The sequence below is a fragment of the Streptomyces sp. NPDC102274 genome, assembly GCF_044766385.1.
In the GTDB taxonomy this organism is placed as follows: Bacteria; Actinomycetota; Actinomycetes; order Streptomycetales; family Streptomycetaceae; genus Streptomyces.
In genome coordinates this window covers 77,247-100,589 of sequence record NZ_JBIWLW010000006.1, presented here as the reverse complement: position 1 = coordinate 100,589, position 23,343 = coordinate 77,247, and the positions used below count along the sequence as shown (strand labels likewise).

The following is a 23,343-nucleotide window of genomic DNA, read 5'->3' as shown; positions in this document are numbered from 1 at the left end:
ACAAAAAAAGTCAGTGCTATGAGCCAGATCGTGCGACACACCGGCTCAATTGGCGGATGCCCTCATGCGAACCCCTCTACGGTGTGAACCGTGAGCAGCAGCGGCCTCATCTACGCAGTCATTGTCGGGGCCTGGGCCGCCTACTTGGTGCCGATGTGGCTCCGCAGGCAGGACGAGCTCAATGAGGCACGCCCGACGGAACGCTTCAGCACCGCCATCCGGCTGCTGTCCGGACGGGCGGCCATGGAGCGCCGTTACGCCAAGGAGCTTCAGGGACGCGCCGCCGAGGAGGCGGGGCCCGACGGGGAACCGGACAGCCGCACGGAGTCGATCAGCTCCGTCGACGTCCGGGCCTTTTCCGCGCCCCCGGCCCGTACCGAAGCCCGGATGGAAATCCGCGCGGACGTGCCCGCCCCCGCCAGGTCAGGGGCCGCGCGCCCGGCGTCCCGTCCCGCCCAGGCGTCCCGCCCGGTCCCCGCGCGCCCCGCGCGCCCCGCGCCCGACCGTTCCGCGTCCGCTCCCGAGCGGCGCGCTCCCGAGCGGCGCCCGCGTCCCTCGGGCGCCGCGGCGGAACGCGCCCGGCGCGCGCAGCGCCTCCAGGTCCTCGCCCGCCGGCGCCGTACCACCGTGGTCCTCTTTCTCACCTTCACACTCGGCGCGATCGTCGCGGCGGTCGGCGGCCTCGGCTTCCTCTGGGCGCCGGCCCTCCCGGCCGTACTCCTGAGCGTGTACATCGTGCATCTGCGCGGCCAGGAGCGACGGCGCTTCGCGTTCACCATGGACCGGCGCAGGGCCGAGGCTGCGGCGCAGCGGCTCCGCGAGAACCGCACGCGCCGCCACCAGCCGTCGACGGCCGCCACGGGCGAGCCGGACGAGGAGCCCGAACCCGGCCCCGAACCGGCCCTCGTTCCCACGGTCTCGCCCCAAGAGGCGGGCCGCCGCGCCCTGGTCGAGCAGACCGACCACGCGGAGTGGGTGGACCAGCAGCGCGAACGCGGCCCGGCGAGCGGCAACAGCTGGGACCCCGTACCGGTCCCGCTCCCCACGTACGTCACGGCCCCGGTCGCTCCCCGCGCCACCGGCGGCGTCGAGGTCAGCGACCCGGAAACGTGGAGCGCGGCGCGCTCCTCCACGGCCGAACCCACCGCCGAGCCCCCGCCGTCACCCCGCGCCCCGGCGCCCCGCCGCACACGCGACCGCGGCAGGACCCCGCTGTTCGACCAGTACGACGAGGACGACCGCCCCCGAGCGGCCAACGAGTGACCCACCGCCCGCCACCCCGTCCCCGCTCACCCCGCCCACCTCCGGGCCCGGTGACCAGCCGCTAACGGATTTCCGGGCACAGCGGCGGTGGTGCTAAGGTTTCACTCGTTGCAAGGGCCTGTGGCGCAGACTGGTAGCGCACCTCGTTCGCATCGAGGGGGTCAGGGGTTCAAATCCCCTCAGGTCCACACAACACAAACACAACAGCAACAGCGACAACGAGAATCCCGTCCGATCGGAAGATCGGACGGGATTCTCGCGTTCGCAGGGGCGTTCGATGCCTCTTCCCCCTGCCGCGGCGGGGCCCTCTCAGGTCAGTCGGCGCAGATTGTCAGATTGACGGTGTCGCCCTTGAACACGGTCTTCGGGCTGTGGGGGTCGGCCGCGATGACCGAGCCCGGCTTGCCGTTCTTGCCGCAGGGCACCTCGCTGACCGTGCCCGGCTGGAGCTGGGACTTCAGGAGCCGCTGCTTGGCGAAGTCCAGGTCGATGCCCGCGAGGTCGATCTTGTACTTGCTGCCGGACACCAGAACGGTGGCGGCCTCGTCGGTGGTCACGGTGGTCGCCTCCGTCGCTGTGGCCGCGGCGGCAGGCTTCGGGGCGTCAGAACCGTTGGTGACGGCGGTGGCCAGGGCAGTTCCGCCGCCGGCCACGACAAGGGCGGCGGCGACGCCGGCTATGGCCGTGGCCCTCTTGCGACGGGCCCCGCGCACGATGCCGTCCGCATCGAAGGTCGGTGCGTCGGCGGCGTTCACGAAGTCGTTCATGGCGTTCACCAGTTCCTCTTCGAAGTGTGTGTAACCGGTGCAGCCGGAAGGCCGGGATCCATGAGAAGTCATCGGTTTCCCTCCGTGGGCTGCTGCGGTGAAGGGTCGGAGAGCGAGGGGTACTGGCCTCTGAGCTTTTCGATGCCGCGGGCGAGCTGGGACCGTACGGTGCTCGGAGAGATCCTCAGGTCGGCCGCGATCTGGGCATCGGTCAGGTCGTGGAAGTAACGCAGCACCACGACCGTGCGCATACGCATCGGCAGCCGCTGAAGGGCTCGGACCAACTGGTCCCTGCTGTCGATACGCCCGTACTCGTCGCCCGGAGACACCCTGTCGCCGCTGTCCTGGTGCGGAACCGTGCGGCGGTACTTCCGCCACCGGTCGTTCGCCAGATTCACCATGATGCGCCGTACGTAGGCGTCCGGAGCATCCTTGACGGCGATCGTGCGCCACCTGCGGCAGGCCCGCTCCAAGGTTTCCTGGACCAGGTCCTCCGCCGCCTCGCGATTCCCCGTCAAGACGAGAGCGCCGCGGAACAACGCGGCCGACCGGGTCGCGACGAAACCGGGGAAATCGATCTCCGCCGACTCGGCCTCGCCGATGTCGGCGCCCAGCTTCCACTCGGTTGCCAGATCCATACGCTCCTCCCTTCCTGTCACCCCTCCTCGACGCGGAAGCCGTTTCATCTGCTGCACGGCCGCGATGAGAGCTGGGTCACAGGGCGAGGACCTCCCCGTGCCGGTTCGGGGGGTGCGCGGCGACCGGCGGCCCCGGGGCGTTGCCGTACGAGCCCCGGCCGTTCGTCCGAGTGGCTTGTCCCGATGGCCGGGCGGGCGTCGCGGATGCAGCGTGGGGCGCATGGCAGAGACCTCGGCCGTCGCCGCGGGCCCGAGCGGGATGGAGCCACGGGCCGGTGGCGGGCGGGCGGCCCGCGGCTTCGGGTGGACCGCCGCCGTCGCGGTGGCGTACACCATCCTCCAACTGGTCCTCGTCGTGCCCGGGTCGGGTCTCGGCTGGGACGAGACGGTGTACGTCAGCCAGGTCGCCCGGGACGCGGAGGCCGCGTTCTTCAGCGCGCCGCGCGCCCGGGGCATCACCTATCTGATCGCGCCGGTGACCGCGCTGACCTCGTCCGTCGAGGCGCTCCGCGTCTATCTCGCGCTGCTGTCGGGCGCCGGTCTGCTGCTCGCGCTGTGGGTGTGGCGACGGCTGCTCCCGGCGCCCGTGCTCGCTCTCGCCGGCGCGCTGTTCGCCGGGCTGTGGATCACCGTCCTCTACGGTCCGCAGGCCATGCCGAATCTGTGGGTCGCCCTCGGGGCCCTGTTCACGGTCGGCTGCTTCCTGCGCGCCGTGCGCGACCGGTCCGACCGCGCGGCGCTCGCCGGTCTCTGCGGGGGCGTGGCGTTCGTCGCGCTCATGCGGCCCAGCGACGCCCTCTGGCTCGGCCTGCCGCTCGCCGCCGCCGCGCTCCTCGTCGGGGCGTGGCGGCGCCCGCTCCCGCTGCTGGCACTCGCCGCCGGTGCGGTCCTCGGCTGCGCGCCCTGGGCCGTCGAGGCGTACGTCAGTTACGGCGGTCTCTCCGAGCGACTGCGGCGCGCCAGCGAGATCCAGGGCGACCTGGGCTGGCACCTCGCCTTCGACGACCAGGTGCGCGCGCTCGACGGGCGGCTGCTCTGCCGCCCCTGCGACATCCCGTGGCGGCGGCCCGTCACCGCGCTGTGGTGGTTCGTGCTGCCGCTCCTCGTCGTCGGCGGGGTGCTGGCCGCGGCGCGCGCCAGGAGGCCGGCCGTCGTGCTGGTGCCGACGCTGGCCGGACTGTCGATGGCCGTGCCGTACGTCCTGTTGATCGGCTACGCCGCGCCGCGCTTCCTCCTCCCCACGTATGCGCTGCTCGCGCTGCCGACGGCGGCGGGCCTGGCCCGGATCGGCCGGGCGGCGTGGCCGCGACCGCTGGCGGTGGGCGCTCTCGCGGCGCTGCTGGCGGCGCATCTGGCGGTGCAGTTCGCGGTCCTCGACAGCGCCGCCGCGCGCGGCCGTACCAACAGGGTGGCGTTCGGCCGGGTGGTGGCCGAGCTGGCGCGCCAGGGCGTAGGGCCGCCCTGTGTGGTCAGCGGCGCGGAGGCCGTACGGGTCGCCTACCTCGCCGGCTGCGCGTCACGGCAGACCGGGGGCCATGACGGCTCCATCACCCCCGCGGGACTCGTCGCACTCGCCCGCGACCGGCCGGTGGCGGTCGTGGTGGCGGGGGAGGACACGCGGCCCGCCTACACCCAGGGGTGGCGCGTCCTGCGCCTTCCCGATCTGCCGGGCCGGAGCGACTGGCGCGCCTGTCTGTCACCGTCCGCGCAGGGAAAACCCACGCGCGGACAGATGAATAAGTCTCGTACTGAAAAACGAAATTGAGGGAGTGATGTCCCTAAGTGGCGTGTGTGGTCCCCCACTTGGGTGAAGCGGGCTCACGGATATTCCCCGCAGGCCACTACTGTGCCGCAACATGACCTCTACCAATTCCGTCTGGATCAGTGCGCGGAACGCCTCCAGGCTGGGTACTCTCTCGGTGATTTCCTGGACCAGCGACCCCGCCGACGGCGAACGCAACGCGCCTTTCCTGCTCGCCTATTCACTCGGGGACGGGAAGGACGGGGCGGAGGCCTGCGAGGAGACGATGCGTACGGTGCTCGCCGAGATCGGGCTGATCCCAGGCGGCGATCTGGTCGATGTCTCGCAGACCCCCAATGTGTCGATCACGCTGCTGGTGGAGGCGGGCCGCGCCGTACTGACGATGCCGTATCTGAAAGCGCAGTGCCCCGTCCCGCCGGAGTGGGAGCGCGACGCGCGGGATCACGGGCAGGTCTACTTCATCGTCGCCACCAAGCCGTGGGCCGAGGCGACACCGGGCAGGCCCGTCACCGAGGAGCAACTGCGCGCCTTCGCGGGGGACGAGGCGATGCTCACCAGCGCCGCGCACTGCATGGTGCCGGTACGCAGCCTGCGCGGCTGAGCGTCGGAAGCCCGGACGGACACCGGATGAGCACCGGAAGCAGGGGAGCGGACGTCATGACGGCACTGGCCGAGAACACCAGCACCGACGAACGTACGGAGGGATCCGGCGGTACGTGGGGCGGCGGCCGGGCCTTCGCGCTCGTGCTGATGATCAGCGGAGCGGCCGGGCTGCTGGCGGCCTGGGTGATCACCCTCGACAAGTTCAAACTGCTGGAGGACCCGGACTTCACCCCGGGATGCAGTCTGAACCCGGTGGTCTCCTGCGGGAACATCATGAAGAGCGACCAGGCGTCGGTCTTCGGCTTCCCCAACCCGATGCTGGGGCTGGCGGCGTACGCGGTGGTCATCGGCGTCGGCGCCGGGCTGCTGGCCGGGGCGCGCTACCGGCGCTGGTTCTGGCTCGGCCTGAACGCCGGAACGCTTTTCGGCGTCGGCTTCTGCACCTGGCTCCAGTACCAGTCGCTCTACAGCATCAACTCGCTGTGTCTGTGGTGCTGTCTGGCCTGGGTCGCCACCATCGTGATGTTCTGCTACGTCACGGCGCACAACATCGAGCACGGGATCCTGCCCGCGCCCGCGGGGCTGCGGGGCGCGCTGAGCGAGTTCCACTGGGTGCCGCCGGTGCTGTGGACCGGGATCATCGGGATGCTCGTCCTGACCCGCTGGTGGGACTTCTGGACCAGCTGAGGCCGGGGCCCCAGGGGACTGAATACGGGGTCCGGGCCCTCGCGGGGCCCGGACCGTCCCGTCCGGTCACGCACGGGAATCGCCGCGTCTCCGGAAACCGTCACGCCGCTTCCGGAAACCGCTGCCGGAGACTACTTGCCGAGCGGGAGACCACCGAGCAGCTTGTTGCCGGTCGACGTGCCGACGATCTCCTTGGCGCCCGTCTTGCCCGACGTCTTCTTGCCGTTCGTCTTGCCGCCCTTCTTCTTGTTCAGGCTGTCCGCGGCAGCCTTCACGGCGTTCAGCACGGACCCCGGGTTCTCGGTGTCCAGCGCGTTGGTCTGCAGCGGCCGGGGGTCCTTGAGGCCCTCGCTCATCACGGTCTCCAGCCCGCCATTGAGGCTCATGCCCTCGGCGGCGAACGCCGGAGCGGCGGCGCCCAGAGCCATCACGGAACCGGCTACGACGGCGGCGACCTTCATGGGCTTCATGGGAATCCTTCTTTCAGCGATGTCTGTTGCGAGACAACTCGCGCTTCGCACAGGCCTCTTGGAGAACCCTTCGCGCGGTCGCCCGTCATCAGTAACGACGCGTGCGCGCGGCGGAAACTCCGTCGGGAAGGAATTCTGGGCAGGCCACTCGAATGAAGGGGACTCGCCCTGTTCTCGTATCGAACGAGCAGCCGGGCGGGGCCATTCACGGCTGTCGGGCATCGGCCGCGATGGCTGATTCGTGCACTGAGTCCGTGGATTTCTCCACGGTCACCACCACATCGGCCAGCGAGTCGGCGGGAGCGGCCGCCTTCAGAGCGGCCACGGCGTCGCTGATGGCCTTGGCGTGCTTCTCGATGTCCGCCGCGGAGAGCTCGCCACCGGGAGCCTTCAGCGCAGCCTGGACCAGATCCGCGACGGGCTTCAGTACGTCACTGGCGTTGTCCAGGGGCTTGCTCTCTTGCGCGGGGTCCGCGGGCTCCGTGGGTGCCGCTGGTGCGGTGGGTGCCGCGGCAGCCACGTCCGCCGATGGAGTCGTCGGCTCCGACGACGCCATCGGGCCCGGTGCGGGGGCCGGAGCGGTGTCGGTGCCGGTGTCGCGCGGGAGTTCATGGGCGACGGCCGGGGCCACGGCGCCGAGTGCGAGCGCGGCACATGCGGCGGCGGTCGTGACGCGGCGGGAGAGCTGGAGACGCATACCTGGTCCTTTCGGGACGAGTCTTAACGTTCTCCTCACCGTCGGTTCCACGCGCGGGGCCCGCAACCGAACAGGCCTTCCGTACGGCCCGTCGGACGGCGGCCGTACAGGTTACGGCCCGCTCCGATCCACGCTCATCTGGTCCGACGCCTCCGAATGGCCGCCCGCGTGTGCCCGTGCCGCGCCGCCGTGGGAGTGGAGGCAGGACGCGTAAGGGTGACCGCCGGACAGCGGAAGAGCCGCTCTGCCCCCGAGGGAAAGAGCGGCTCTCGCGTGCGACGTCGACGCGACGTCGGCTTGGCGCCGACAGCGAAGGTCGTCAGGCGTTGACGCAGGCGTTGCCGAAGGCCGGGTTGAGTAGGCCGATGATGTCGATCGTGTTGCCGCAGAGGTTCACGGGCACGTGGATCGGGACCTGAATGACGTTGCCGGAGATGACACCCGGGGAGCCGATGGCGGCGGCCGCGGCGTCGGCGTCGGCGAAGGCGACGCCGGAGGCGCCGGCGACAGCGGCGGCGGTCGCGGTGGAGAGAACAACAGCCTTGGCGATACGCGACATGGAGAAGGGCTCCTCGGTCGAAAGGGGATGCTATACGCGCCGGGCGCGATTGCCCGACCTATGCATCAACGCCGAATGCGCCTGTCGGTTGCGTGCCCGAAAGAGTGATGTCGTGTCTGTCACCCGGGCGGACCCGGTGAACGGTCGGGTCAGGAACAACCGCTCGTAAGAGTCCTTTTGTACGTTCAGTGCGATTCAGCGCGTCTCACGTGATTTTCAGTCCGCCCTCTGTAAAGGTGCCTTCTTGTTTCGGTCTTCGAGACGGAGAGCCAGTATGTGGAATTCGGCAGTTCTTGGAGGCGGTAATGAATTCGCGGGGCGCCGGGTAACTCATGCGTTCGACCCGGTCAAGCGTGACTCGCGCCGCGCCGGTGGCTTTTTCGTAGGAGCGGAAAACCCGAACTGAACTCCGGGTGCCCGAGTCCGCTCGAAGAGATCGTTTTCCGTATCCACGAGTGGAGGAGTTGCGCGTGCAGCCAGAACGGCACCGGCCCGGGGCCGGCTTCACCGCGCTCCACCTCGTCCAGCCGGTCGACGGCGGAGTGGCCAGAGTGGTCCTGGATCTGGTCGAGGCGCAAGTGGAGGCCGGAGTACGCGTGGCCGTCGCCTGTCCGGGGGAAGGGCCGCTGGCCGTGGCGGCGGCCCGGCTCGGCGCCGAGGTCCATGGCTGGCGGGTGACCCGTGACCCCGGGCCCGGACTGGTCCATGAGGTCCAGCAGGCCGCCCGGGTGGTACGGCGGGTCCGGCCGGATCTGGTGCACGCCCACAGCGCGAAGGCCGGACTGGCCGGACGGCTCGCCGTCCGGGGCCGGGTGCCCACCGTCTTCCAGCCGCACGCCTGGTCGTTCGAGGCGGTCGGCGGTGTGACGGGCCGGCTGGCCGGGCACTGGGAGCGGTGGGCCGTCCGGTGGACCGACCGGGTCGTATGCGTCAGCGACGCCGAACGGCGCACCGGCGAGCGAGCCGGAATCCACGCCTCCTGGTCCGTCGTCCACAACGGAGTCGACGTCGGACGGTTCGGATCCGCGCACGGGCCGTCCGGGCCCGCGGACATGACCGACACCACCGCCGCGCGGGCCGCGCTCCCGCCGCTGGCCGCCCTTCCGCCGGACACACCCGTCGTGCTCTGCGTCGGGCGGCTCTGCCGGCAGAAAGGGCAGGACATCCTGCTGCGGGCCTGGCGGCAGGTCCTCCTCCAACTGCCGCGGGCGCGGCTGGTCCTCGTCGGGGACGGTCCCGACACCGAAGCGCTGCGCGCCGCCGCGCCGCCGTCGGTGCTCTTCGCCGGAGCCGTGACGGACACCGCGCCCTGGTACCGGGCGGCCGATCTGGTTGTCCTGCCCTCGCGTTGGGAGGGCATGGCGGTGGCCCCGCTGGAGGCCATGGCAAGCGGCAGGACCGTCGTTCTCAGCGATGTGGACGGGGCGCGCGAGAGCCTGCCCCCCGGCCACGAAGCGCTCTGTCTCATTCCGCCGGAGGACCCGCCCGCGCTGGCGGCGTCCATCGGCGCTCTGCTCCGCGACGCGCCACTGCGCGAAGCGATCGGCCGCCAGGGCCATCAGCACGTACTCAGCACCTATGACGTGCGGCAGACAGCGCGGGCCATCGCGGACGTGTATCGCGAAGTCGCCTCCGTGCCGCGCCCCGAACGCAGGGAGCCGATTCCCCAGTGACCACGGAAAGCACCAGCGTTCCGCCGCCCACCGGGCGGGCGCGGACAGCGGAACAGGCCATGGGGCAGCAGGCCCTGGGACAACAGACGGCGGGACAGAAGGCGGTGGGGCAGCAGACCCTGGGCCAGCAGACCGTCGGACCGCAGACCTCGGGGCCACAGACCCTGGGGCAGCAGGTCCTGCGGCCCGTCTCGATCGCCTCTCCCCGCGACACCCCGGGCCGTCTCGCGCGGCCGTCCCGCCGTCCCGCGGGCTCACCGCTGCGCTTCGGCCTGCCGCTGATCGTCTCGGACGTGTTGGCGGCGCTGCTGTCCACCGTCGTACTCAACGACGAGCAGCGCGATCCCGTCCTCGTCGTCCAGCTCATCGTCTGGGTGACCGTACTGAACGCGTCCGCCGGGCTCTACCGCCCCAGTGTCGTCCTGTCGGGGCTGGACCAGCTCCCCGCGCTGGCCGTCCGGATCGCGGTGGCCTGGTGCGCCGCCGCGGCCGTACTCGCCGCGCTCTTCCCCGCGCTGACCGTGGGTATCCCGGCCCTGCTGGGCGGCTGCGTACTCCAACTCGTCGGCGCGTGCGGCTGCCGCTCGCTCCTGCACACCCGGCGCCGCGCCGTGGCGCGCAACCGGCTGCGGTCCGCGCTGGTCGTTGGTTCGGGGTCGGCCGCGCGGCGGCTGGCCGCGCTGCTCGCCCAGCATCCCGAATACGGCCTGCGGCCCGTCGGGATCGCCGGGCCCGCCCAGGAGGAGGACGAGACGGACCGGGCCGCCACCAGGACCGGCGGGCGGGACGGCGGAGTGACGGACGCCCCCGCCCTGCCGGTGCTGACCTCGGCCGAGGAGATCCACCGGGCGGTCATCCAGAACGGTGTCCAGGACGCGCTGTTCATCGACAGCCGGTTCATCGACCGCGACCGCGGGCCCGGCGACCGCGGGTTCGACGATTCCGGGTTCCGTGAGCCCGGGTTCCATGACCCCGGCGCCACCGACCCGGGCGACGGCACGGACCGCGCGTCCCTCGTCGCGCTCTTCCACGAGTACGGCTGCGCCACCTGGTTCGTCGGCGCGGGCCCGTGGGATCTGACCGCCGCGCCCGTCGCCATGGAGCGGCACCTGTGGGGGTTCGCCGCCCGCCGCGTCGAGCCGCACCCCGTACGCCGCCACCGCCGCGACGCGGTCGTCAAACGGCTGCTGGACGTGGTGTTCACGCTCCCGCTCCTGGTGGCCGCCTCCCCGGTCCTGCTGACCTGCGCGCTCGCGGTCCGGTTCTGCGACGGCCGTGATGTGATCTTCCGCCAGGAACGTGTCGGACAGAACGGCCGCACCTTCACCCTGCTGAAGTTCCGCACCCTGCGCCCGGCGGACGAGCACGAGTCCGCCACCCGCTGGAACATCGCCAACGATCTGCGGATGAGCCCGGTGGGCAACTTCCTGCGCCGTACGTCGATGGACGAACTGCCCCAGCTCTGGAACGTACTGCGGGGTGACATGAGCCTGGTCGGCCCCCGGCCGGAGCGTCCGTTCTTCGTCGCCAACTTCAGCAAGACCCAGCCCGGTTACGCGGCCCGGCACCGGATGCCCGTCGGCATCACCGGTCTCGCGCAGGTCCACGGGCTGCGCGGCGACACCTCCATCGAGGAGCGGTCGCGGTTCGACAACCACTACATCGACCACTGGTCGCTGTGGCAGGACGTGTGCATCCTGCTGCGGACCGCCGCGTCGCTCGTCCGCCCGGCGGGCAGCTGATGGCCTCGGACGCCACCGGCGTCGGTTTCCCGGGCACCGTCGGGGTCGCGGGGCCGACCGCCCGTAAGACCGCCCGTCATCCCGCCGTGCACCGGCCCGTCGGCCGGGTGCTTCCGGCGGCGGGTCCCTGGGGACACGTCCTGCGCCGGTCGGCGCATCTGCTGCCGGCCGTCGCGGTCGTCGCGCTGCTCGCCGTGCCCTCGGCGCCGGCCGGGGACGGCTCCTCCGGGTCCGGGAGCGTCGCGGACGCGGCCTCCGGCCTGCTCGTCCTGCACTGTCTCGTGCGTGTCCTGCGCGACCGGGCCAGGCCACTGACCCGTACCGCCGCGGTCGTCCTCGGGCTTCCGGTGCTGGGCGTGACCATCGCGGCCATCACCGCCCACGCCCCGGCCTCCAGCCTGCCCGGAGTCGCGCGCTATCTCCAGATCTTCGTGCTGGTGCCCGGCGCGCTGCTGCTCCTCCTGCGCGACCGCCGTGACTTCCGGCTGGTCGCCGGGTCCGTCGTCGTCCTCGCGCTGGTACAGGGCGCGGTCGGCGTCACGCAGTATCTGACCGGCACCGGCGCTTCGTACATGGGCGAGGAGATCCGCGCGGTCGGCACCTTCGGTCCCACCGACGTGATGGGCATGGCCACGGTCGTCGCGTACGGACTGGTCATCTGCGTCGGCTTCGCCCTGAGCCCGGGGACGGACGGCCGGGGGCAGCACGCGGCCCGCGTACGGCGCGGAGTCGCGCTCGGCTGCGCCGGGCTGCTCGCCGTACCCCTCGCCCTGTCCTTCAGCCGCGGCGCCTGGATCGCCACCGCCGTGGCCGTCGCCCTCCAGCTGACGCTGTCCGGTCCGCGCCGCGCCGTCCTGGTCGCGCTCGTGGCCGGGGCGCTCGGCGTCGTACTCGTCGGAGGCCTCGGTATCGGCTCGCAGCTGATCACCGAGCGGCTCGACAGCATCTCGCAGGTCACCGACGCGCCCGACCAGTCCGTCACCGACCGGTACACCATGTGGGCCGCGGCCACGGACATGTGGCGCGAGCACCCGGTCACCGGTGTCGGACTGAAGGGCTTCCCCGCCTACCGCGACAGCCACGCCTCGCTCGCGCTCTCCGCCGCGAGCGACACCGAGGGCGCCGGTCTCGGCTTCCAGCGTCAGCCGCTGCTCTCCCCGCACAACATGTATCTGCTGGTCCTGAGTGAACAGGGGCTGCTGGGCATCGTCGCCCTGGCCGGCAGCTGGGCCGCGCTTCTCGTCCGCGCGCTGCGCCGGCTGCCCGGCGCGCATCGCACCCGTACCGGTGCCGACTGCGGCCTCGCCGTCACCGGGCTGCTGGTCTGGCAGCTGGTGGACTTCGGTTACGCGGACATCGGCGGCCCGTCGACCGTACTGACGGCCGTGATGCTCGGCCTGGCGGCCCGGTGGGCCCTCGGGCCCGCCTGGCGGCCCGCGAAGAGTGAGGCCGGTCGCGCGTGAGCGATACGAGGCACTCCCTTCCCGCCGTACCGCCGCAGCCCGAGTCGCCTTCCGTGGAGGGCGCGAAGGGCGGGGGCACGGGAGGAGACGGCACAGGTAGAGACGGGACAGGTGGAAACGGCACAGGAAGAGACGGCACAGGAAGAGACGGCACGGGTGGAAACGGCACGGGTGGAAACGGCACAGGAGGAGAGGCCCGCCCCGGCGCGGAGGGCCGCGGCTCCTTCTCCTCCGGACGGTTCCTGGCGCGCGCGGCGTTCCTCACCGCGCTGCTGACCGCCGCCGGGGCGCTCCTCGGGCTCGTCCGCGACCAGACCATCGCGCATCTCTACGGCGCCGGTCCCGACACCGACGCCTTCCTGGTCGCCTGGACCGTGCCCGAGGTGGCCGCCACGCTCCTCATCGAGGACGCCATGGCGCTGATCCTCGTACCGGCGTTCAGCCTGGCACTGGCCCGGCGTGCCGGCACACCGGGCCTGGACCCGGATCCCGTACGGCTCCTGGTGCGCAGCACCCTGCCCCGGCTGTTCCTCGCCCTCGGCGCGGGCTCGGCCCTGCTGGTGGCCACCGCGCCCTGGGTGGTGGCCGTCCTCGCGCCGGGGCTGTCCGAGCCGGGGCTCGCCGTCGACTGCACCCGGCTGACCGCCACCTGTGCCTTCACCTTCGGCATGGCCGGGTACTGCAGCGCGGCGCTCCGCGCGCACGGCAGCTTCACGGCCCCCGCGATGATCTACGTCGCGTACAACGCCGGGATCATCATCACCATGCTGGTGGTCCGCGACCAGTGGGGGGTACGGGCCGCCGCCGCCGGGGTCGCCATCGGCGGCGTACTGATGGTGCTCGTCCAACTGCCGGTCCTGTGGCGCAGGCTGCGCGCGCGCCGGCCGGTGGACGTGACCGTGCCCGGGCAGGGGCCGAAGGACACGGGCGGCGGACCGGCCGTCGCCCTCGCCCTGCTCGCGCCCGTCATTTTCTTCGCGCTCAGCCGGCAATCGCAGGTCCTGATCGAACGGTTCCTCGCCGCGCCGCTGCCCGCCGGGGCCATCTCGCATCTGAACTACGCGCAGAAGGTGGCGCAGATTCCGATGACGCTCTCCTTGATGCTGTGCACCGTCACCTTCCCGGTGGTCGCCCGCGCCATGGCGGCGGGGGACACCGAGCGCGCCAGGCTCCGGGTCGAGCGCGATCTCGCGCTGGCCGGGACAATCGTGCTGATCGGGGCCGCCACGGTGGTCTCCTGCGCGCCACAGATCGTCGAAGTGCTCTTCCAGCGCGGCGCGTTCGAGCCGGCGGACACGGCGGCGACCGCCGACGTGATGCGGGTGTACGCGCTCGGTCTGCTGGGCCACACGCTCGTCGGGGTGCTCGTACGCTGCTACTTCTCCGCCGCGCGCCCGCTGTGGTTCCCGGCGTTCGCCATGCTCACCGGGCTCGTGCTGACCACCGGCGCGGGCGCCCTGCTCGTACAGGTGTGGGGCGTGCTCGGCATCGCCGCCGCCAACGCGCTCGGCATCACCGTCACGGCCGCCCTGATGCTGCACGGGGTCGGCCGGCACAGCGTGCCCGTCAGCCTCCGGTCCATGACCGGGGGCCTGGTCAAACTCAGCGCCGCCGCGGCGGCGGCCACCGGCTCCGGATGGCTCTGCGGAGCCCTCGTCCCGTCACCCTTCCTGGGCGCCACGGCGGCCTGTGTGGTGGTCACCGCGGTGTTCCTCGTCATCGCGCACGCCCTGCGGGCCCCCGAGACCGGCACCATTCTCCGCTTCCTCACCCGCCCCCTTACACGAAAGCTCGCGCATGCCCGCTGACACGGTGTCCGCCGGCCCCCTGTGGGCCGCCATGTACCACTCCGTCGCCGACCCCACCGACGACCCCTACCGGGTGACGGTCTCGCCGGACCGGCTCGAACGGCAGCTGCGCTGGATGCGCCGCCGGGGGCTGACCGGCGTCAGTATGGACCGGCTGTTGTGCGCCCACGCCGAAGGGCGGGGCGCCGGGCTCGTCGGGCTCACCTTCGACGACGGGTACGCCGACTTCCTGGAAGAGGCCGTCCCGCTGCTGCGCCGCTACGCGTTCACCGCGACCGTCTTCGTCCTGCCGGGCCGTCTCGGCGGTACGAACGAATGGGACAGCCCCGGCCCGCGCAAGCCCCTCCTCACCGCGGACGGCATCCGCGCGGCGGCGCGGGCGGGCATGGAGATCGGCTCGCACGGACTGCGCCACACCGATCTGACCAAGGCCGACGACGCGGTGCTCGCCGCCGACACCGCGCGGAGCCGTGAACTCCTGCGCGCACTGCTCCGGGATCTGACCGGCCGTCATGAGGTGGCCGGTTACTGCTATCCGTACGGCACGGTCGACACGCGCGCCATCAAGGCCGTACGCGCCGCGGGTTACGCGTACGCCTGCGCCATCAGCCCGGGGCCGCTCACCGGTGTGTTCGCCCTGCCCCGCGTCCATGTCGGGGAGAACGACACCGGCCCCAGGCTGCACCTCAAGCGGCGGACGCACCGCTGGCGCCGCGAGCCCGTTCCGGCGGGGGAGTACGCCGAGTACGCGGCGCACACCAGGCGGACCGCGCTGGCCGCGCAGGCCGCGCACGCGGAGCAGACCGCGTACGCGGGCACCCGGGCGGCGACGACATGAAGGTGCTGCACATCATCACCGGTCTCGGCATCGGCGGCGCCGAGCAGCAACTCAGGCTTTTATTAAGGAAGTTGCCGACCGACAGCGAGGTCATCACGCTCACCAACCCGGGAGCGGTCGCCGAGGGCATCGCCGCCGACGGTGTCCGGGTCACCAACCTCGACATGGCGGGGAACCGCGACTTCGGCGCCCTGCCCCGGCTCACGCGGCTGATCAAGCGGGGACGGTACGACCTGGTGCACACGCACCTCTTCCGCGCCTGCCTGTACGGGCGGTTCGCGGCCAGGCTCGCCGGCGTACGGACCATCGTGGCCACCGAACACTCCCTGGGGGCCGTCCAGATCGAGGGCCGGCCGCTGTCCGCCGGTGCCCGCGGCCTCTACCTCGCGGGCGAACGCCTGGGCACCGCGACCGTCGCCGTCTCGGACACCGTCGCCCGGCGTCTGGCGCGCTGGGGGGTACGTCCCGACCGTATCCATGTGGTGCCCAACGGCATCGAGGTCGGCCGCTTCGCCTTCGACGAGACCGCACGCCGCGCGGCCCGTGCCCGCCTCGGAATCCCCGAGGACGCCTTCGTGGTCGGCGGGGTCGGACGGCTCACCGCGAGCAAACGCTTCGACCGGCTCGTACGGGCCGTCGCCGAACTGCCCGGCGTGCGGCTGCTCCTCGTCGGTGAGGGACCCGAGCGCGACCGGCTCCTGCGGCTCGCGCGGGAGGGGGGAGCGGCCGACCGAATCCTGCTGCACGGCTCCTGCCAGGACCCGCCGCCCCCGCCCGCGGCGCTCCCGCGGCAGCACGGACCGGATCTCCCCTCGCTGCTCGCGGCCATGGACGTCTTCGTCTCCACCTCCCACGACGAGGCGTTCGGACTCGCCGTCGTGGAGGGGCTCGCGGCCGGGCTGCCGGTCCTCCATGTCACCTGCCCCGCCCTCCAGGATCTGCCCGCCGACGCCGCGCCGGGAGCCCGCCGGGTCAGCGGCTCCGTACCCGGACTCGTCGACGAACTGCGGCGGTTCGAGGAGGCGGGGCCGCGGCGACTGCCCGTACCCCCGGCCGCGCGCCACTACGACATCGCCCACAGCGCACGCCGGCTGATGACCGTCTACGAGAACGCCGTCCGCGGCCCGGCCCCTTCCGAGAAGTGAGCTGCTCATGACTCCGCACACCAATCCCCCGCGCCGCCCGGTCGGGCGCCGGCCCGCCGTCCCCGAAGCCGTATCCGCCCCCGCGGCGGCGCGTCCTGCCCGCCCCCGTCTCCCGCTGTCGAAGGTGGCGGCGCTGCCCGCCCGATGGATCGTGCCTGTGGCGGTTCTGGCCGGTACGCTGGCGGGCGGTACGTACGGGATGCTCCGCACCCCGCAGTACTCGGCGACCAGTTACGTCGTCGTCGTACCGACGGAGAAGTCCGACCCGGCCGACGCGCTGGGGTTCGCGACGGCCTATGGGCGCGTCGCCACGCAGGTCGCGCTGATCGGTGACGCGGCGGTCTGGGCCGGGGTGCCCGCGCGGACGCTCCGGGAGAGCGTGCAGACGGCCACCTCGCCGGACGCTCCGATGATCTCCGTGACGGCGACCTCGGACCAGGCCTCGTCCGCGGTGAACATGGCGGACGGGGTGGCGCGGGCGCTGGTCGTCAACGGCTCCCACTTGCAGGGGAGTACGAAGGTACGCGTGCTCCAGTTCTCCCGCGCTGTGCGGCCCTCCGGCCCGGTCACCTCGTCGGTGGAGCTCTCGGCCCTGGTCGGCGGCTGCGCGGGCGGGCTGCTCGGCGGGCTCGGTCTGCTGGTCAGGCCGAAGCCGCGGCGCGGTGAGTTCCACGCGAACGTGCCCGGCCCGGCGACGTCCGCCCCGCCACAGTCCCAGTCCCAGTCCAAGTCCCAGGCGCAGTCGCTGCCGCAGACGGAAACGGTGTGAGGGTCTGATGGCCACCGAATCGAGCGCGCGCACCACCGCGACCCGCACAGCCCCTCCGGTCACGCACCTTCGCGTCTTCGCCCCGCTCTCCGCCTCCGCGTCGCGGGCGTCCGGCCCGGTGTTCACCACGGAACTCTGCCGTGATGCCGACCGCTTCGCCGAACTCGCCCCGGCCTGGCAGGAGTTGTACCGCACTTCGGGCACGGCCACGCCCTTCCAGAGCCACTCCTGGCTGCACTCGTGGTGGCTGTCGTACGGGAACCGGCGCGGGCTGCGGATCGTGCTCGTACGCCGGGGCACGACACTCGTCGCGGCCGCGCCTCTGATGCTCGTCCACCGCCCCCTTCCCGTCCTCGTCCAACTCGGCGGCTCCATCTCCGACTTCTCCGACGTCCTGCTCCACGACGACTGCACCGAGGCCGCGGCGGCAGCTCTGGCGAAGTCGCTCGCGGCGCTGGCCCGTACGGCGGTGATCGATCTGCGCGAGGTACGGCCCGGGGCCGCGGCGGAACGAATCTTCGCCTGCTGGGCGGGCCCGCGCAGAAAGCTGGACGACTCCCTCTGCCTCGAACTGCCCGGCGTCCCCATGGACGAACTGCTCGGCAGACTCACCTCCTCGCGCGCCCAGCGCGCCCGCGCCAAGCTGCGCAAGATGGACGCGCTGGGCATCGAGGAGCGGGTGGTGCCGAAGGACGAGATCCCGGCGGCGGTCGGGCGGCTGCTGGAGCTGCACCGGCTCCAGTGGCGGGGCCGCGGGGTCACCCCGGAACACCTCAGCCCGCGCTTCGCGGACCATCTGACCCGGTCCGTACGGTCCATGACCGAGTACGGCGACGCGCGGCTGACCGAGTTCCGGCTGTCCGGCGCGGTGGTCGCCGCGGATCTCACCCTGCTGTCCGGCCGGCTGGAGGGCGGCTATCTGTACGGGGCCGATCCGGCGCTGCGCGCCAGAAAGGTGGATGTGGCCACGATGCTGCTGCGGAGCGGGGCGCAGCGGATCAGTACGAGCGGCCGCGCCACGCTGAGCATGCTGCGCGGCAACGAGCCCTACAAGCACCACTGGCGCCCCGAGACCGTCCGCAACCAGCGGCTGCTGCTCGCCCGGCCGTATCTGGCGCCGTCCTTGCACCTGCTGGTCGCGCACGCGGCGGGCCGTGAACGGGCCGCGGCGCTCGTCAAACGGCTGCGGGGCGACGGCGCCGGGGGATGACCCCGGGCGCCGCCGCCCCGTAAGCGGGGGAGGGGCTGGTCAGCCGTCCTCGCGCCGCGACCAGTTGAGGCGGACGCAGATCTTGCCGCCCAGCCACTTCTCCACCCAGGGACCGAGGTCCAGCGGCAGACAGTTGCGCGGCGGCTGTGTGGGCGCGGGAGTCGGCGTGGGTTCCGGGGTCGGTACGGGCTCCGGCTCGAACCCGTACAGCATGGACCGGAACATCTTCGACGACTCGGGATTCTGCCCGCACTGCCAGACACCGTGCGGGCAGTAGTCGGTCAGCGTGTTGTACACCGGTTTGTACGTGTCGACCCATTGGAGCATGCGGCGCATGTATTCCGGGTTGTCACCGTTGCGGAAGAGGCCCCACTCCGGATAGGAGATAACCTTTCCGTGTGCAGCGGCGAAATCCACATGCTCCTGGAGCCCAAAGGGCTCATTCACCTGTTCATCAAATGTCCGGCCCGGGGGCTGGTCATAAGAATCCATGCCCATGATGTCGACCACATCGTCACCCGGATAGCACTCGGTCCAGGGAATGGCGTCCCGTCCGCGGTTCGGAGCGAAATCGAACCGGAACTTCTGTCCGGGCACTGCACGCATGGTGGTGACGATGCGATTCCAGTATTTCTTCCACGACTCTGGGTCGGGCCCGCAGCGATGGGTGTACGTGGCCCCGTTCATTTCCCAGCCGAGCACGATCACCGTGTCCGGAACACCCAGGCCGACGAGCCGTTCCGCCAGGACCTTGAAGTGGCCGTCGTAATCGCCCTGCGCGCCCCGGCGCAGCTCATGACGGACAGGAGCGTCCGGCACCCGCTCCTCATTGTGTTCGAGCATGGGGACATTGAGGACGAACAGCCGGTCGTCCTTCGCCTTCCGCCACGCGGCCCAGTCCTCCAGGAACTCGAGCCTGCCCTCGATGTTGGACCACATGTCCCCGGGAAGATAGGTGTGCCCCACCCGCAGCTCCCTGCCGCCCAGCCATCTCTGCATGGCCGCGATGCGCCGGACGCCTTTCCCGCCGTAATCGAGATACGCGCCCATCGCGGGTGAGGGTGCCCGCGGCGGTTTCGGCTTCTCGTGTTCCGCCGCATCCTCCACCACGGCCGGCTCGTCCGCGTCGTGGGTGACGGGAGGCGCCGCGCCGGAAGCGAGGAGGCCGGCCGTGACCACTCCCAGGCAGGTGGTCGTCAGCCGTCGTCGTCGAAGGGGCATGTCCGCTCCTCGTGAGTTGGACCTCTTTCCGTGGCCTCGATCGTGGTCACGTCGATCACAAAAGTATTTCTAATAAGCCGATCGGGAACCCGGTCTGGCGTTCCAGTAGTCCGTTCGTGAATTTCATCCCCCGCATGGGTTACCGAAATGAAGGACATCACCGTGCCGAGCTTTGACACCCGAGTCCCCGCCGTACTCATGAGGCTCGACCGCAACCCGTTCCACCACGGCACCCTTGGCGCCGTCAGATCCCTTGGCCGCGCCGGGATCGAGGTCCACGCGGTGATCGAGGCCGCCCACAGCCCCGTGGGGCGCTCCCGCTATCTGCGCCGGGCGCATCTACGGCCCGAACGCTCCACGGATCTGACGGAGGCTTCGGATCTGGCGGAGATTCAGCGACTGCTGCTCGGCATCGCGGACCGGCTCGCCGCCCCGCCCGTGCTCATCGCCATGGACGATCTGAGCGCGATCGCGGTCGGCCGGCTGCGGGAGCGGCTCGTCGGCCGCTATCTGCTCCCTGAACAGCCGTCAGGGCTGCCCGAACGGGTCGCGGACAAGGCGGAGCTGGTCGGGATCTGCGGCACGCTCGGCATCCCCCACCCGCGCACCGTCATCCCCTCGGGCGCCGAGGAGGCCGCGGCGGCCGCCTGGTCGCTCGGGCTGCCCGTGGTGGCGAAGTGGAGCAGGCCGTGGCTGCTTCCCGAGGGGACCGGGCTGCGCTCCACCCTGGTCGTACGCTCCCCGCAGGAGGCCCGCGAGCTGTACGAGCGCAGCGCCGAGGCGGGCAGCCGGCTGCTCCTCCAGGAATTCCTGCCGCAGGGCCGGGATCTGGACTGGTTCTTCCACGGCTACAGCGGCAGCGGCGGCGAGTGCCTGATCGGGGCCGCCGGACGGAAGGAACGGTCCTGGCCGGTGGGGGCCGGACTGACCGCGGTGGGCCGGTGGCTGCCGAACCCGGTGGTCGAGCGGATGGCCCGTCAGATGGTCTCGGCGCTCGGCTATCGCGGGATCCTCGATCTCGACTTCCGGCTCGACACCGCCACCGGCGCCTACCACCTGCTCGACTTCAACCCCCGGCCCGGCGCGCAGTTCCGGCTCTTCACCGACCGCTCGGGCACCGACGTCGTACGGGCGCTGCATCTGGATCTCACCGGCCGGGCCGTCCCCCCGCAGGACTCGGCGCACGGCAGGACCTTCGTGGTGGAGAACTACGCCCTGCTGTCCTTCCTCGCGTCCCCGCGGGCGTCCCTCCTCACGCACTTCCGGTCCAGAAGAGTCCGCCTGGGCGGGCGCGGCCTGCCGCGGCCCCGGTCCACGGAGGCCGCGTGGTTCGCCCTGGACGATCCGCTGCCCGCGTACGCCATGGCCGTCGCGTGGGTGCTGCATGTCGTACGGCGCGCCTGGCGCAGGCTCAGACGGGCGCTGCCGGGGCGGCATACGGCCGGCACCAAGCGGCCCCGTACATCCCCCGTACGGCACCGCGGACGTGGCAGGAACCGCGCCAATCCACGCCCCCCTGTCTCCCACACGCCCTGATGAACCGTCCGTCAACCACCCAAGCCCCACGTCCGAACGTCCGACACAGAGAAGCGGGACACACGATGTACGACCTGGTAGTTGTGGGCGCCGGCCCCTACGGACTCTCCATCGCCGCCCACGCGGCGGCGGCCGGCCTCGATCTGCGGGTGTTCGGCAGGCCCATGGCCTCGTGGCGGGACCATATGCCGCCCGGCATGTTCCTGAAGTCCGAACCATGGGCGTCGAATCTCTCCGACCCGAAGGGCGCGTTCAGCCTCGCCGCCTACGCCGCGACGCAGGGCGTGGAGGTACGGCACGCCTCCCCGCTGCCCGTCGGCTTCTTCGCCTCGTACGGCCTGTGGTTCGCGGAGCGCGCGGCCCCGCCGGTCGACGAACGTACGATCACGTCCGTACGGGCCTGCCCCGGCGGATTCCGGCTCGACACCGACGACGGGACCACCGTCCTCGCCCGTACGGTGGCGCTCGCGGTCGGGGTGATGCCCTTCACCGACATCCCCGCCCCGCTGCGCGGACTCCCCTCCGACCAGGTGTCGCACAGCAGCCACCACGCCGATCTCGCGCGCTTCGAGGGCCGGGACGTGACGGTCATCGGCGCCGGCCAGGCCGCCCTGGAGACCGCCGCGCTCCTCGCCGAACAGGGCACCGCGGTAAGGGTGGTGGCACGGTCGGACCGACTGAACTGGAACACCCTGCCGCCGCCCCGGCAGCGCCCCGCCCTGGAGGCGGCCCGCGCCCCGCACACCGGTCTGGGCTGCGGATGGAAGAACTACCTCTACGCGGAGACCCCGGGCATCTTCCGCAGACTGCCCGAGACGACCCGGGCCCGGGTCTTCACCTCGGCCCTCGGCCCCGCCGGCGCGTGGTGGCTGCGGGAACGCTTCGAGCCGGCGGTGGACGTCCGGCTGGGCGAGAGCGTGGCGGGCGCGGTACGGGCGGGCGGGCGCGTACGGCTGGAACTGGTCGCCACCACGGGCCGGGTCGAGACCGTGGACACGGACCACGTCATCGCCGCCACCGGATTCACCCCGGGGCTCGAACGGCTCGGCCTGGTCGACCGTGAGCTGCGGATCGGAATGCGGACGGTACGCCCGAGCAGCGCGCCGGAGGCGAGCGCGGTCTTCGAGTCCTCGTACCCGGGGCTGTTCGTCGCCGGACTGCTGAGCGCCCCGTCGTTCGGCCCCTCCATGCGGTTCGTGTACGGGGCGGCGTACACCGCCGAGCGGCTGGTGGCGGGGGTCCGGCGGCGGCTCGGATCACGGGGCGGATCGCTTGTCACGGTCCGTCAGCGGCAGACCTCGTCGGCGCCGGTGGGGGAGCCGAGACTGTCCTGACGGCGCCGCCCCGGGGCCGGGTCGGGGCGGGCGGGGCGGGTTCAAGCCGGCCGGGAGAATCCGTCGTGATTCTCCCGGCAGGGCGGACATGCCGTCAGACGCGCGAGGAGGCGGTGCTGCGGCGGTACAGGATTCCGCCACCGAGCAGGAGCCCGGCGCTGGCGGCTCCCATGGCGAGCAGGTTCAGGTCACTGCCGGTGGAGGCCAGCTGAGCGCTCTCGTCGGAGGCCGCGCTCCTGAGCATCGCGGCGGGCAGGATCGCTTCCGAGGAACCGCGGGGGGCCGGAGTACGCGGGTGCGTGGCGGGGGCGGCCGGGTCCACAGTGGGGCCGCCCGGCGGTGTGGCCTCCTCGGGTGCCGCCGGAGATCCGGGGTTGCCGGGTTCGCCAGGGTTGCCCGGTTCACCAGGGTTGCCGGGGTCACCAGGGTTGCTGGGATTGCCGGGGGTGCCGGGGTTGCCGGGGGTGGTGCCGGGATTGCCGGGTGTTCCGTGGGACGCCCCCGGGGTGCCGTTCGCGCAGAGGTTGCCGAAGGCCGGGTTGAGGGCGCCGATCAGATCCACCGAGTTGCCGCAGATGTTCAGCGGGATGTCGAGGACGGTCTCCAGGGCGTTGCCCGTGAGCACGCCCGGCGAGCCGGCGGCGACGGTGGAGGCGTGCGTGGAGCTGTCGGCCTCGTCGTGGTACTCGCCCGGGGACGCGTGGCCGGGTGCGTCGTGGTGCGGCGCGTCGCTGTGGGGCGGGGCCGGCGGAGCACCGTGGGGCGCCGGGTCCGAGTGCGGTGCGGGGTCCGCCTGGGGTCCCGGTGCGCTGTGGGGCGCGGGAGCAGGATGCTCCGTGTGCTTCCGTCCGCTCGACGAATTGGCGCAGGCATTGCCGAAAGTCGGGTTGAGTACCCCGACGGGATCCACCGTATTCCCGCAGATATTGACCGGGATCTCCAGAGGCGCCTGAATGTTGTTCCCGGACAGCACGCCCGGTGAACCGACGGCCGCCCCGTCCGCGTCCACCGCCTGGGCGTAACCGCCGCTCATGGAGAGGACACTCGACGCCGCGGCGGCGGTGAGCAGTCCTTTACTGATGAGATCTCGCATCTGGTTCTCCTCCTGCCCGCCGGTGCGGCGAGCAGTGGTCGCTGGTTGAAATCGGTGCCAACTGA

The 23,343-nt window shown here is 71.9% G+C and carries 21 protein-coding genes and 1 tRNA gene; 15 read left to right on the top strand and 7 right to left on the bottom strand.

What is annotated here, in order from left to right; genetic code table 11:
* The first annotated feature begins 90 nt into the window (after positions 1-90).
* Positions 91-1,263 (top strand): gephyrin-like molybdotransferase receptor GlpR, encoded by a 1,173-nt coding sequence (glpR, locus tag ACIRQP_RS10785; RefSeq protein WP_403886617.1) that lies wholly within the window; start codon positions 91-93, stop codon positions 1,261-1,263.
* Positions 1,264-1,377: 114 nt separating this feature from the next.
* Positions 1,378-1,451 (top strand) — tRNA-Ala (locus tag ACIRQP_RS10780).
* A 126-nt stretch (positions 1,452-1,577) separates the two neighbouring features.
* Here ACIRQP_RS10780 and ACIRQP_RS10775 read toward each other — a convergent pair.
* Complete coding sequence (locus ACIRQP_RS10775; RefSeq protein ID WP_403886614.1) at positions 1,578-2,102, bottom strand: PASTA domain-containing protein; 525 nt, start codon at positions 2,100-2,102, stop codon at positions 1,578-1,580.
* The gene (locus ACIRQP_RS10770; RefSeq protein WP_403886612.1) at positions 2,099-2,668 is read right to left on the bottom strand and encodes a SigE family RNA polymerase sigma factor; all 570 of its coding nucleotides are present in this window, start codon (positions 2,666-2,668) and stop codon (positions 2,099-2,101) included. The genes ACIRQP_RS10775 and ACIRQP_RS10770 overlap by 4 nt, the downstream gene beginning before the upstream one ends.
* Positions 2,669-2,888: 220 nt before the next feature.
* Between ACIRQP_RS10770 and ACIRQP_RS10765 the strand changes: the two genes are divergently transcribed.
* The 3 genes from ACIRQP_RS10765 to ACIRQP_RS10755 all read left to right on the top strand — a co-directional run bounded on the left by ACIRQP_RS10765 (position 2,889) and on the right by ACIRQP_RS10755 (position 5,720).
* A complete protein-coding gene (locus ACIRQP_RS10765; protein ID WP_403886609.1) occupies positions 2,889-4,433 on the top strand; it encodes a hypothetical protein in 1,545 nt (514 codons plus the stop codon).
* Between the two features lie 91 nt (positions 4,434-4,524).
* Positions 4,525-5,031 carry a DUF5949 family protein gene (locus ACIRQP_RS10760; protein ID WP_403886606.1) on the top strand — a complete coding sequence of 169 codons (507 nt, stop codon included), beginning with the start codon at positions 4,525-4,527 and terminating at the stop codon, positions 5,029-5,031.
* Positions 5,032-5,087: 56 nt separating this feature from the next.
* The gene (locus ACIRQP_RS10755; protein ID WP_403886603.1) at positions 5,088-5,720 is read left to right on the top strand and encodes a vitamin K epoxide reductase family protein; all 633 of its coding nucleotides are present in this window, start codon (positions 5,088-5,090) and stop codon (positions 5,718-5,720) included.
* A 131-nt stretch (positions 5,721-5,851) separates the two neighbouring features.
* On the opposite strand, the gene ACIRQP_RS10750 is transcribed toward ACIRQP_RS10755, so the two are convergent.
* The 3 genes from ACIRQP_RS10750 to ACIRQP_RS10740 form a co-directional block, all read right to left on the bottom strand.
* Positions 5,852-6,190, bottom strand: a complete 339-nt coding sequence (locus tag ACIRQP_RS10750) for a hypothetical protein (protein ID WP_403886601.1) — start codon at positions 6,188-6,190, stop codon at positions 5,852-5,854.
* A 205-nt stretch (positions 6,191-6,395) separates the two neighbouring features.
* Positions 6,396-6,887: a hypothetical protein gene (locus tag ACIRQP_RS10745; protein WP_403886598.1), complete on the bottom strand. Its 492-nt coding sequence runs from the start codon at positions 6,885-6,887 to the stop codon at positions 6,396-6,398.
* A gap of 319 nt (positions 6,888-7,206) precedes the next feature.
* Positions 7,207-7,446 (bottom strand): chaplin, encoded by a 240-nt coding sequence (locus ACIRQP_RS10740; protein WP_403886595.1) that lies wholly within the window; start codon positions 7,444-7,446, stop codon positions 7,207-7,209.
* Between the two features lie 470 nt (positions 7,447-7,916).
* On the opposite strand from ACIRQP_RS10740, the gene ACIRQP_RS10735 reads away from it, so the two are divergent.
* From ACIRQP_RS10735 to ACIRQP_RS10700, 8 genes are read left to right on the top strand one after another with little or no spacing between them, the layout of a single operon-like run.
* On the top strand, positions 7,917-9,119 hold the full coding sequence (locus ACIRQP_RS10735) for a glycosyltransferase (RefSeq protein WP_403886592.1): 1,203 nt from the start codon (positions 7,917-7,919) through the stop codon (positions 9,117-9,119).
* Entirely contained in the window at positions 9,116-10,861 is a 1,746-nt protein-coding gene (locus tag ACIRQP_RS10730) for a sugar transferase (protein WP_403886589.1), read from the top strand. The genes ACIRQP_RS10735 and ACIRQP_RS10730 overlap by 4 nt, the downstream gene beginning before the upstream one ends.
* Complete coding sequence (locus tag ACIRQP_RS10725) at positions 10,861-12,324, top strand: O-antigen ligase family protein (RefSeq protein WP_403886586.1); 1,464 nt, start codon at positions 10,861-10,863, stop codon at positions 12,322-12,324. The genes ACIRQP_RS10730 and ACIRQP_RS10725 overlap by 1 nt, the downstream gene beginning before the upstream one ends.
* On the top strand, positions 12,321-14,132 hold the full coding sequence (gene murJ, locus ACIRQP_RS10720; RefSeq protein ID WP_403886583.1) for a murein biosynthesis integral membrane protein MurJ: 1,812 nt from the start codon (positions 12,321-12,323) through the stop codon (positions 14,130-14,132). The genes ACIRQP_RS10725 and murJ overlap by 4 nt, the downstream gene beginning before the upstream one ends.
* Positions 14,122-14,970 (top strand): polysaccharide deacetylase family protein, encoded by an 849-nt coding sequence (locus tag ACIRQP_RS10715; protein WP_403886581.1) that lies wholly within the window; start codon positions 14,122-14,124, stop codon positions 14,968-14,970. The genes murJ and ACIRQP_RS10715 overlap by 11 nt, the downstream gene beginning before the upstream one ends.
* Positions 14,967-16,115, top strand: coding sequence for a glycosyltransferase (locus tag ACIRQP_RS10710; RefSeq protein WP_403886579.1), 1,149 nt, complete (start codon positions 14,967-14,969; stop codon positions 16,113-16,115). The genes ACIRQP_RS10715 and ACIRQP_RS10710 overlap by 4 nt, the downstream gene beginning before the upstream one ends.
* Before the next feature lie 7 nt (positions 16,116-16,122).
* Entirely contained in the window at positions 16,123-16,884 is a 762-nt protein-coding gene (locus ACIRQP_RS10705) for a lipopolysaccharide biosynthesis protein (RefSeq protein WP_403886576.1), read from the top strand.
* A 7-nt stretch (positions 16,885-16,891) separates the two neighbouring features.
* A complete protein-coding gene (locus tag ACIRQP_RS10700) occupies positions 16,892-18,094 on the top strand; it encodes a GNAT family N-acetyltransferase (protein ID WP_403886573.1) in 1,203 nt (400 codons plus the stop codon).
* A gap of 39 nt (positions 18,095-18,133) precedes the next feature.
* Here ACIRQP_RS10700 and ACIRQP_RS10695 read toward each other — a convergent pair whose 3' ends face one another.
* Entirely contained in the window at positions 18,134-19,315 is a 1,182-nt protein-coding gene (locus ACIRQP_RS10695; RefSeq protein WP_403886571.1) for a glycoside hydrolase family 26 protein, read from the bottom strand.
* A 162-nt stretch (positions 19,316-19,477) separates the two neighbouring features.
* Between ACIRQP_RS10695 and ACIRQP_RS10690 the strand changes: the two genes are divergently transcribed.
* Both ACIRQP_RS10690 and ACIRQP_RS10685 read left to right on the top strand, forming a co-directional pair.
* Positions 19,478-20,851, top strand: coding sequence for an ATP-grasp domain-containing protein (locus ACIRQP_RS10690; protein WP_403886569.1), 1,374 nt, complete (start codon positions 19,478-19,480; stop codon positions 20,849-20,851).
* A gap of 65 nt (positions 20,852-20,916) precedes the next feature.
* Entirely contained in the window at positions 20,917-22,185 is a 1,269-nt protein-coding gene (locus tag ACIRQP_RS10685) for an FAD-dependent oxidoreductase (RefSeq protein WP_403886567.1), read from the top strand.
* Positions 22,186-22,279: 94 nt separating this feature from the next.
* Here the strand turns inward: ACIRQP_RS10685 and ACIRQP_RS10680 are convergent, their stop codons facing one another.
* A complete protein-coding gene (locus tag ACIRQP_RS10680; protein ID WP_403886564.1) occupies positions 22,280-23,278 on the bottom strand; it encodes a chaplin family protein in 999 nt (332 codons plus the stop codon).
* Positions 23,279-23,343: the final 65 nt, after the last annotated feature.